The organism is Ureibacillus thermophilus (assembly GCF_004331915.1).
Classification (GTDB): Bacteria; Bacillota; Bacilli; order Bacillales_A; family Planococcaceae; genus Ureibacillus; species Ureibacillus thermophilus.
The window spans coordinates 439,891-450,989 of the sequence record NZ_CP036528.1; the positions used below are offsets into that span (position 1 = coordinate 439,891).

The 11,099-nt window shown below is 36.4% G+C and carries 9 protein-coding genes and 1 pseudogene; 6 read left to right on the plus strand and 4 right to left on the minus strand.

What is annotated here, in order from left to right; all coding sequences use genetic code 11:
* Positions 1-412: 412 nt before the first annotated feature.
* A complete protein-coding gene (locus DKZ56_RS02110; protein ID WP_208651059.1) occupies positions 413-1,948 on the minus strand; it encodes a multicopper oxidase family protein in 1,536 nt (511 codons plus the stop codon).
* Between the two features lie 523 nt (positions 1,949-2,471).
* On the opposite strand from DKZ56_RS02110, the pseudogene DKZ56_RS02115 reads away from it, so the two are divergent.
* Positions 2,472-2,789 (plus strand): annotated as a pseudogene (locus tag DKZ56_RS02115) (class II glutamine amidotransferase domain-containing protein); the annotation flags it as partial.
* Here the strand turns inward: DKZ56_RS02115 and DKZ56_RS15450 are convergent.
* The 3 genes from DKZ56_RS15450 to DKZ56_RS02125 all read right to left on the minus strand — a co-directional run bounded on the left by DKZ56_RS15450 (position 2,768) and on the right by DKZ56_RS02125 (position 5,283).
* Positions 2,768-3,298, minus strand: a complete 531-nt coding sequence (locus DKZ56_RS15450; protein WP_342775805.1) for a transposase — start codon at positions 3,296-3,298, stop codon at positions 2,768-2,770. The pseudogene DKZ56_RS02115 and the gene DKZ56_RS15450 sit on opposite strands and share 22 nt — an antisense overlap.
* Before the next feature lie 99 nt (positions 3,299-3,397).
* Entirely contained in the window at positions 3,398-3,658 is a 261-nt protein-coding gene (locus DKZ56_RS15885) for a transposase family protein (protein WP_222837149.1), read from the minus strand.
* Between the two features lie 164 nt (positions 3,659-3,822).
* Positions 3,823-5,283 carry a flagellin N-terminal helical domain-containing protein gene (locus DKZ56_RS02125; RefSeq protein WP_208651060.1) on the minus strand — a complete coding sequence of 487 codons (1,461 nt, stop codon included), beginning with the start codon at positions 5,281-5,283 and terminating at the stop codon, positions 3,823-3,825.
* Between the two features lie 430 nt (positions 5,284-5,713).
* Between DKZ56_RS02125 and DKZ56_RS02130 the strand changes: the two genes are divergently transcribed.
* The 5 genes from DKZ56_RS02130 (at position 5,714) to DKZ56_RS02145 (ending at position 10,746) form a co-directional block, all read left to right on the plus strand.
* Positions 5,714-6,961: an RNA-guided endonuclease InsQ/TnpB family protein gene (locus DKZ56_RS02130; RefSeq protein WP_208651061.1), complete on the plus strand. Its 1,248-nt coding sequence runs from the start codon at positions 5,714-5,716 to the stop codon at positions 6,959-6,961.
* Between the two features lie 303 nt (positions 6,962-7,264).
* Positions 7,265-8,905: an Ig-like domain-containing domain gene (locus DKZ56_RS02135; protein WP_208651062.1), complete on the plus strand. Its 1,641-nt coding sequence runs from the start codon at positions 7,265-7,267 to the stop codon at positions 8,903-8,905.
* Between the two features lie 86 nt (positions 8,906-8,991).
* Complete coding sequence (locus DKZ56_RS15690; protein WP_281275677.1) at positions 8,992-9,123, plus strand: hypothetical protein; 132 nt, start codon at positions 8,992-8,994, stop codon at positions 9,121-9,123.
* 272 nt (positions 9,124-9,395) lie between these two features.
* Positions 9,396-10,007, plus strand: coding sequence for a hypothetical protein (locus tag DKZ56_RS02140; protein ID WP_208651063.1), 612 nt, complete (start codon positions 9,396-9,398; stop codon positions 10,005-10,007).
* 229 nt (positions 10,008-10,236) lie between these two features.
* Positions 10,237-10,746 (plus strand): hypothetical protein, encoded by a 510-nt coding sequence (locus DKZ56_RS02145; protein ID WP_208651064.1) that lies wholly within the window; start codon positions 10,237-10,239, stop codon positions 10,744-10,746.
* Positions 10,747-11,099: the final 353 nt, after the last annotated feature.

The following is an 11,099-nucleotide window of genomic DNA, read 5'->3' on the forward strand; positions in this document are numbered from 1 at the left end:
ATTATCAACACTTTGTAGGTTGAATAGTATTTTTAAAAGTAGACAACCAGATGGTTGCCTACTAACTGTAAATTATTGGTTGTATAAGTTTCTGACATTGGGCTCGAGCCGGGCCCGCGGAAAGCGTCCCCGGAACGGAAATCAATTTTAATAACATATCAAAAAAACATCATTTTCTCCTTGGAGAAAATGATGTTTTTTTAGATTTGTCCCAGCCTCATCTATGTGAACCAAATTATTTAATAAAAAACACTTGCTAGAGGTAAGAATGGGGCTGTCCGAAAAGTAGTATTTAATCCCGAAATCTAAAAAAAGCAAACCCAAAGAATGCTGTAAAATCAACATTCTTTGGGTTTTAATTTTGGCGGATTTTCAACTAAAATGGACTTTTTAGACAGCCCCATTTTCATCGTTATTCAGGTTTATTTGTTGTGTCATTCGGATCTGGCTTATAGTCAGATTTGTAATCTTTATATGTTACTTCTGTGACCATTCCGGCTGAAGCATGGTGCAAGTCATGGCAATGGAACATCCAATTTCCCGGATTATCCGCTTTAAATGCGACTACATATTCTTCACCCGGTTTTAAATTCAACGTATCCTTAATCAATGGAGAGCCTGTAATTGGCTTACCATTTTTACTTAATACTTGGAAGAAGTGTCCGTGTAAATGCATAGGATGTAAATCTGTCGGTGAATGGTTCACCAATTTTACTTTTACTAAATCTCCTGTCTTCACATTGACAGGTGCTGTTTCAGGATACGTTTTCCCATTAATCGTGAAGACCATGCCATCTTTGCCCATCGCGGTTCCTAAATCCATTGTATACTCTACATCATATTTTTGATCTAATGTAAATTCACCCAACTCTTGCTTTCCGTAGCTTGTCATATCAACTACAGGTAAATTTTCTGTTGCATTCGCTTTATCAGTGTTGCCTTTTTCGCCTTCGTATTGAATTTTCACTTTCATGTCACCGGTACCTTTCATATTACCATGGCATTCTAATAACCATTCTCCCGGATTATTCGCTGTAAATTCAATATCGTAACGTTCACCCGGAGCAATATTTAATAATTCATCTTTGATTGGCTGCGGATCTTTTAACGGTTGCCCGTCTGTTGCGACAATTTTAAAATCATGACCGTGTAAATGGAGTTTGTGGGACATGTATCCTGCGTTTACAAGGCGAAGTCGTACTTTTTCTCCTTTCTTCACTTTTAAAGGTTTGATAGCGGAACCGCTTTTCCCGTTAATCGTAAAAATATCATACATACTCATATCGTGATTCATACTGTTCATCGAGCCATGTTCCATCTGACTATGATCCATGCCGCTCATATCCATGTTGCTTTCATCAGGATTACTTATCCATTCATCGAATACAAGTGTATAATCCCGATCGGCTTTTTCTTCATTCCTCGGCTCTACGATGAATGTGCCATACAACCCTTTATCTACTTGTTTCGCGCTTTCTTGATGAGAATGATACCAATATGTTCCCGGTACGGTTGCAGTAAATTCATACGTAAAGGTTTCACCCGGTTGAATTGCGTTCATCGTGACGCCCGGAACTCCATCTTGACGATTTGGAACAGGGTAGCCATGCCAGTGAATCGTAACCGGTTCTGGTAATTCATTTTTCAAATGGATTTTCACCGTATCTCCTTGTTTCACCCGGATTTGTGCTCCTGGAACCGATCCATTGTACGTGTAGACCGGAAGTTTTACTTTGTCATTTATTTGTAATAGCGCTTCCTTTGCGGTAAGGTGAATCTCTTTGCCCGTTAACACTTCCATATTTGTTGCTGAAGGCAGTTGTTTGCTGACTTCAGGCGTTTTATTTTTCATGTTTGCCATATCATGTCCTTGCATCGAATCGTTTGAGCATGCCGCACCAATAGCAACAACTCCCGCCAAAACGGTTCCAAACAATAATTTCTTCATTCTAGCTCCCTCCGTAAATATGTCATTTGAATCATTGCTAATATCATCATAAAAAATAAATTTGCAAAATTTATGGAGAAAAGAGCTATATAAGTAATTTTGGGAAAATACAATCATTATTCGATGTTAATGAGAGGGATGAAATAAAAAACAAGTCACTATCTATAACCGGTTACTTGCGGTTATAGGTAATAGCTTGTTTGCCTATTTTTGAATTAATCAGTCTAATAGGAAATGTAGGAGTCTGTCAAGAGGATAAAGATTAAGTGTTTATAAAAGATTTAATTCATATAGAATAGATGGAATTTAGGTAATTTTCCCTAATTTTAACGTTTTTTATGTTAATCTGTTTCTATTATGAGAATATCGCAACAGATTTCAGAAGAAATCATTGTTAAAAGTTCATTACAGGAACTCTATAGAAAATAGAGCTTGTTAAATTTATGTTTTTCAAAAAATATACTATTCTGACAGCAACATTGTGAATCTATAAATTCACTTGATAAAGTGAGGGAACAATATCATGTGCGGTTTTATTGGGTGCATTCATGATCATACGAGAACCATTGATGGAAAATGGAAAGAAACGTTTCAAGAAATGAATGATATCATTATTCATCGGGGTCCTGACGATGATAGTTATTTTTTTGATGAATATGTAAACTTTGGATTTCGACGGCTGAGCATTATTGACCTTGAGGCAGGGCATCAGCCATTGTCTTATGAAAATGAGCGATATTGGATTATATTTAATGGCGAAATCTATCACTATGTGGAATTGAGGGAGGAATCGCTTGCAAAGGGATATCCATTTGAGACTCAATCCGATACCGAGGTAATCTTTTTAAAGCAACGATGATATGTATAGTTCTTATAATCAAGTTTTGTTTGATCTTTCAGAAGGAGCTTCCAGTATGTTTTCAATTTATTGTAATTCTTTTTATCCCGATTCATGACGTTGATGCGCGTTTTGTTTAAAGCTCTGCTAAATAGTTGGAGGATATGGAATTTGTCGAGTACGATTTCCGCTTTAGGGAAAACTTCTTGGATTAAGGAAATATAAGGGCTGTACATATCGATGACAATCGTTTTTACCGCATCTCTCGCCTTCTTGGAATACCGTAAGAAATACTCTTTAAGGACATGTAATCTCCGGTCCTCCACGATATCCACAATCTCCCCCGTTTCAGAGTCGCAGAAAATAAAGGACATCGCTCCAGCTGCGGATTTCACTGATTTAAACTCGTCAAAACACAGGTGCTTAGGAAGATAGTGATAATTCGGCTGATAGTAGCTATAAAAGCTGTCAATGACTCTACTGACAGTGGCATGAGAAACATTATGTTTCATTGCAATATCTTTTTCGGATATTTTATCTTTGGCGTTTAAAGCAATCGATACTTTGGTATTGTTGGAAATACAACAGTTTTTAGCCACGACGCTCGTTTTTCAAGTAAACGTGGAATGACAATGTTTACAGAAATAACGCTGTTTACGCAATTTTAAGTAGGTATGAAAACCTGAAATGCTAGGCATTTTAATGAGAGACGTTTTAAAACCGTGTTTAATGATTTGATCATCGAAGACATGGCCACAAGCATAGCACGCTTTTGGTTGGTAAGTTAATTGGCCATAAAAGACTTTTGATTGGACCCCTTTAATGAGTTCTTCTGCACAAAAATGTTCATCAAATGTTTTTATCTTTAATATTTAATAAATTACGTATTGAATAATGATGAGACATGTGACATCACTCCTTGTAAATGTGGTTTTGGTCGATTATATGTTACCAGAGTTTTGTCTCTGTCTCATTTTTTTGTGTAAAAAAATTGGTGCTGGTTTTTACCCACCAACACCAAATATTATAGAGCTCCTTATTTCAATAATTGTAAAATCCCTTGGCTCATTTGATTAATTTGAACCATCATTGATTGGGAGGATTGTAGAAGCACTTGATCTTTATTCAATTTAGCTATTTCATTCACCATATCTGCATCACGTAATGTTGATTCGGCTTTTGTTAATTGTTCTTCAATATTTTTAACATCGTGAAGGGCAAATTCTAATCGATTATATAATGCTCCATATTCACTACGACGGCTAGTAATTAATTCAATGGCTGCATCAATTTTGCTTAGAGCTAATTCTGCTTCTTGGCGAGTTGTCACAGATAATGGATCTACACCAATTTTATGTGCCCTACAATCATATAAATTAAATCTTAATTGTTGTCCCTCATTAGGGCCAATTTGTAGAATGATTGGTTGCATTGTATCTGGCTCTTCTGGAACATTCGCTACTTCTCCAATGGTTTCCCCAATAACACTTGAAAGTTGACTTCCCCAATTAGCATTAGTTATTTCAACTTTTTTTCCGCCTGTTTCATTGATAACATGATTTAATCCTGGGGAAGTCCAAGGACCTGATAAATGATAAACACCATGCACCGTAATATTGTTGTTATTTAACATTTGTGCAGTTTCAGCTGCTAAATTGTTATCATCCCCAGGTTCATCTGTAACAAGAATAATGTGTTTGTATCGAGTATTACTATCTGGGAACTCTCTGAAGTTATAATATTCTATTACTTTTTGGAGGGCAGTCATATTTTTTTCTATACCGCCCCGGGTCGATTGAGCGATATTATTAATTTCGTTAATGACCTTGTTAGGGTCCGATGTCCATACTTGTCCATCAAATAGACTGGCATCATACCATTCATCAATCCCCATATTAGATCCTGCTGCATAATTTAAAATCCCAATTCGGATATCATGAACTCCTTTATTTTGGATGGACGTAAGTAAGTTTTGTATATTATCCGCGAATTTCTTTTGAATGAGATCCATACTACCCGTATCATCAAAAACTAACACGAGATCGACAATTCCTGTAGGGGTTGCAGGTGGTAGTTCAATAGGTGGCTGCAACAATTTAATCGTGTTGAACTCAGTACCATCTGTGATATCATTAATACCTTTTATGATGTTATCTATTTCCTTTTGAATGTTTGCACGGTCATCATCTGTTAATGTATCGTTGGCAGCTTGGATTGCTAGCTCACGCATACGTTGTAAATTTGGGTTTATAATTTGACCTAAAGCTTCATCAGCTGTCTGTAATAACGATAATCCATCCTCTATATTTTCCCCGGCTTGATTTAGACCTCGGATTTGAGCTCGCATTTTTTCGCTGATTGCAAGTCCTGCGGCATCGTCGGAAGCACTATTGATTTGATATCCTGAAGACAGTTTCTTTAACGTCTTGTTTAAATTCGTATTGGTATGATGATATCGGTTTTGTACGAATTGCCCTTGATTATATTGAATTCGCACTTTTACTCTCCTTTCGAAATAAAAGTTTGAATGCGTATTTTTTCACTTTATTTTAATTCCTAAGATATAGGTTGTTATTACCATACCATAAATTGTAATGAACTTCTAGAGCAAGTTAAGGGAGTTTATGGAAAACGAAAAATGGAGCGTTTGGGAATTCATTTATGCTGTTCAACAAAACAATCTGTTGCTTGAATTACACATACAAGACTGAGAGTGGAACGATCGTTGAGGGGAAGTTGAATCGGAATCAGAATTCAATTTGACGGGTACGATCGTTAGTCGTTTTATCTACAATAGGCGAGAAGACTCCCACTTCAACGAAGCGAAGCGGAGTAAGTGGGAGATGAATCGCCTTAACTATATTTTACTGAATCTATATTATTTTCAGTAAAATTAAGTAAAATATAGTTAGATGGGAGGTGAAAAAATGTATTTTTGTATCAAGCAACAGCTAAATGGTTTGACGAAAGAAGAATACTTGACTCTTAGAGAACTGTGCCATATTGCCAAAAACATATACAACGTCGGATTATACAATGTCAGACAATACTATTTTGAACACAAGGAATTTCTTAATTATGAGAAAAACTATCATCTTGCAAAAACGAACGAAAACTATAAGCTGTTAAATAGCAACATGGCACAGCAAATCTTAAAAAAGGTTAACGAATCTTTTAAATCTTTCTTTGGCTTAGTAAAACTAGCCAAGCAAGGCAAATATGACTACAAGGCTATCAGTATCCCAAAATATCTTAAAAAAGATGGCTTTCATTCACTAATCATTGGTCAAATTCGTATAGACGGCAACAAATTCACGATACCGTATTCGAATCTGTATAAAAAGACTCATAAGCCTATCACGATAACGATTCCGCCTGTGTTGCTTGACAAAAAGATTAAGCAGATTGAAATTATTCCTAAACATCATGCCAGGTTCTTTGAGATTCAGTATAAATATGAAATGCCTGAAGATCAAAGAGAATTAAATGACCAAAAAGCACTGGCGATTGATTTAGGAGTGAATAATCTTGCCACTTGTGTCACATCAGACGGCAGATCGTTCATCATTGATGGGCGGAGATTAAAAAGTATTAATCAATGGTTTAACAAAGAAAATGCCAGACTTCAAAGCATTAAAGATAAGCAAAAAATCAAAGGTACAACTCGTAAACAAGCTTTGCTTGCTATGAATCGCAATAATAAAGTTAATGATTATATCAATAAGACTTGCCGTTACATCATTAACTATTGCCTTGAAAATCAAATTGGCAACCTTGTCATAGGCTATGCTGAAACATTGCAGCGCAATATCAATCTGGGAAAAAAGACAAATCAAAACTTTGTCAATATTCCTCTCGGTAATATAAAAGAAAAACTAGAGTATCTTTGTAAATTTTACGGCATTAAATTCTTCAAACAGGAAGAGTCATATACGTCTAAAGCCAGCTTTTTTGACGGGGATGAGATTCCTGAATATAATGCCGACAATCCAAAAGAATATAAGTTCAGTGGCAAACGTATTAAGCGAGGTTTGTATCGAACAAAGTCCGGCAAACTAATCAACGCTGATGTAAATGGTGCATTAAATATCTTGAAGAAAAGTAAAGCTGTAGACCTGAGTGTCTTATGCTCTAGCGGCGAAGTGGACACGCCTCAAAGAATAAGGATTGCTTAAAGCAGTCAAACTTCTTTGGAAGCCCCCACTTCAAATTTTCGCTAGAAATTAAGTGGGGGTAGTTCACAAGTTTTTAGTATATGAACTTGATTTTCCCCATAATGTGGCGGCTCGGATCTGTGTTCCGAAAGCTTATGTTCCCATGCCGGATATGTTGTCAGAGATTTGCGAGATTCATTGAACGAGTTGTAGGCAAGTGGGGACGGTTCTCCTGGGCAATTCATTAGTATGAGCCGCACGAACCGTCTCTAGATGACAAATAATTATTTGTGATATTATTAGAATGGTGAAAGGAGGAAGTATATGAAATTTTTGAGAGGGTATGTTTCGATTATCCTATTTGCAGCATTTTTCTTGTTTGGAGCAATTAATGCTTTTGCCGAATCGCCATGGGATAAGAAAGACGTAGATCCAAACCACCCTTTTACAATTACTTTCAATCAAAAAGTCGATCCAAGATCGGTCAACACCCATACCATCTACGTTCTCGATGAAAACGGGAGACGGGTTGAGGGCAAAGAACCGAAAGTATCAAACGATGGTTACAAAGTAATTGTTGAGGCGCCGGCGTCCGGTTATTCCTATGGTTCATCTTACATATTGGTGGTAGCTAAGGATGTAGTATCCGAAAAGCAGCAGCCATTAAACAAAGAAATTCGAATGAATTTTACAATTCAAGAAATCCATAAAACCATTACAGGAAAAGTGAACAACATTGCTGCCAATACAATTGAAATTCAAGATGCAAATGGAATTGTTTCTTTGCCATTAAATAGCAATGCGACGTATTATCTACTCCAAAATGGTGAAAAAACAACCATCTCAAATTCAGAATTCATCGAAAAATTAAACCATCATTCAACTGTCACTTATGAAAATCATAATGGAAAAGAAAGTTTTACGCTGCAAGTATCATCTAATCCATCCACTCCTTCAGATGGATGGAAAGAGCAAATTGAAAAAGCCATGCTCGAGCGGCAAACGAAATTCTCAATTCAATATGTTGGAGACTTAAGTAAATTAGAGGAAAAGGTAATAAAAGCGCTGGATGAGATTTTAGCAGAAAATGAATATTTAAACTATGATTTCAAAGGTTATAGTTTAGATATGTCTGGAAGTGGTAATGAAGCAACAATCGATTTTAAAGTTAACTATTACCAAACAAAGGAACAAGCGGAATATGTAGAAAAACGGGTAAAAGAAATTTTGGCCGACATCATCGACCCGTCCATGAACGACCATGAGAAAGTGAAAGCAGTCCATGATTATGTGGTGACGCATATTGCCTATGATGAATCGCTCAATCAAGCAGTCAATGCGCCATATTTTGCGTTGACGAATGGAAAAACTTTGTGCAATGGGTATGCGATGTTGGTGTATTTAATGCTCGATGAGTTGGATATTCCAGTGCGGTTGATTAGCGGGGAATCCCATGGAAATGGCCATGCCTGGAATCTCGTGCAGCTGGATGGCAAGTGGTATCATTTGGACGCAACTTGGGATGACCCAATACCAGATCAACCAGGCCGAGTGATGTATCATTACTATTTATTGTCAGATAGCGAAATCCGCCACGATCATTCTTGGAAAGACGGGGGGCTAAACGGCCGGGAGCAGCCATATCCTGCTGCCAACACAAACTATTTGGAAGTGCTGATGGAGCGCGGGGATATGGAACTCATCGAAAGTTTAGGACTTCAGTATTTAACTCCTGACTATACGGTGGATGAAACCAATCTCGCTCAATTTTTGAATGAAAAAATATTAAATAATAAAGAAAATCGCTTTACCTTCCGTTTTGTTACAAATCAATCAATTGATAATACGGCACATTTAATTCGAGCAGCCATAAGAGAATTGGGCATTGGCGGAAGTTTGGAACTAATGGAATATTCACGTACTCAAGAGAAAGATTACTTGGTTACAGTAAATGTATTTTACTAATCTTCTCCATTTGAGGAGTGGCTATTCACTCCCCTCCACTGTAACTGAAAGGCTTCAAATTAATTGCAGAAACTTGAGCGAAGGAAATGCTGAATATCTTTAAACCTTACTTCAGTAAACCAATTTATAATTTATCAGCAAGCGACTTTAATGTAACAGCTACAGTAAACGGCAGAACAATCGAATGGCCAGTTTTAGCTTACGATCAATCAGCATAAAAATTGTGATTTGAACCAATTTCTTAATCCTATGGACAAAACGTATCTATCACTGTTAAACCAAACGCAAGCAATACTTCATTAACTGGAACAGCGACAACTACTTATACAAACGTATTAGGATGTAGTGGTCAAAATATTCAGTCCCTGCACCGAATGTAACAATTGAAGTTACTGGAGGTTACAGAACAGTAACAGATAAAGACGGTTATTATTTCTTAGCAACTAACAGCGAAGGAACATTCTACGGTACAATGTCAGGAGTTGGCTACTTGACTTCAAACTTTGTTGCAACTGTTGCAAACGGCAAAATTAAAACAGGCGTAAATGAAACAATTATGCGTGCTGCAGCAAGCAATGAATTAAAAATAATGTTACCTTGGAACGATGTAGAAAGAGACGTTGACTCACATACTGCTACGAAAAACTTCCATGTATATTATGCGAATCGCGAATATATTGGAAGCGATGGATACCAATACGTTGATTTAGACTGGGATGACATTGAATATTATGGTCCGGAAACAACAACAATCTGTAAACTTGAAGATGGCGAGTATCTGTTCTTTGTTCATAACTTCTCTAAAGGGTATCCACTAAGCGATTCTGAATCTAAAGTAGAAGTATTCTTAGGAAATTCAAATGTTCCGAATTATCCATTTAAAGTTCCTGCAAATACAGGCGATAATCTATATTGGGCTGTGTTTAAATTACATGTTTCAAATAATGGCACAAATGTTCAGTTGGAAGAAATCAACAAACTATATCGCAACGGACTTGAATTATTCTCTGAACAATTAGGCATAAATAACCCTAATGAGCATTATGATGACTATTTCTATTATGATGACTATTACTATGGCGATGATTATTACAACTATTAATGAGTGGATGGATCTGCGCCGTATAGAAACGCTCTGCGAGAGAAATCTCTTGCAGGGCTTTTTCTTTTGAACCTTATAAGCTTGAATAGAAGATTCAGGATAAATTGAGGGATTCATGTATTGAAGAGAAGTATACTCAAAATTATAATGATAATGATGGCAGGGCTTGGCATTTTATGAAAGGGTAGGTGAATTCATCAACGTGAAAGCAATAAAAGGATTATTTTGTATGTTATTAGTTTTAAATCTTTTAAGCGGTTGTTTTGGAGACGAGAAAGAATCCGAAAAAGCTGCGGAAGAGAAACATACGGAAGCAACTGAGAAATCAACAAAAAAAGAAACGCAAAGTGAGCAATCGGCCAATACCGAAAGCAATGTAAAAGAAAGCCAAAACAGCTCTACAACGAAACAACAAGCAGCTGGTGAAAAAAATAATTCAAATAAAGGTGAGAAGGAAATGAAAGAAATCGAGGAAGTTTTAAAAATAGAAAAGAATCCGAAATTAGAGGAAAAGGTAGAGAAAGAGAAATCTGTTATCGATGCAGAATATAGTGTTATTAAAGAATTAGGCATATCCAAATTAATTCTATATGTGAATGAAGATGTTGAATTGAATGAAGCGAAAAAACTTGCTGAGGATTACAAAAAAATCTTATTAGAAGAAAATCCGGATTTTTTGCCGGTTGTAACAATCTATAAAAATGATAAAGAGTTTTATAGTATATTAAATGCAAAATAATGTGGAGTTTAGTTGACTTCTATCCACGGGAAAGGCTCCTGTAACCGTCAAGTAGAATTAAACAATTTTCCACAAATAATTTTAAACAGTTTTCTACAATTAAGATTCAACAGTTTGCTAAATTAAAATAATACCTTTGTCACCACGGACACCCTTGCTCTTGGCTAACCTCTACTTCTGTCTTCGGGGTTCGGGACTTACACCCTATAGTTCATGTACATGCCGGGCGCACAAAAAACATCATTTTCTCCAAAGAGAAAATGATGTCAGCTTGTAGACAAAGTCCCTAACTAGTGGCCAAATCTACAGGCTTTTTTTGTATAATAGGGATAGAATTCTTGGTTAACGGGGGA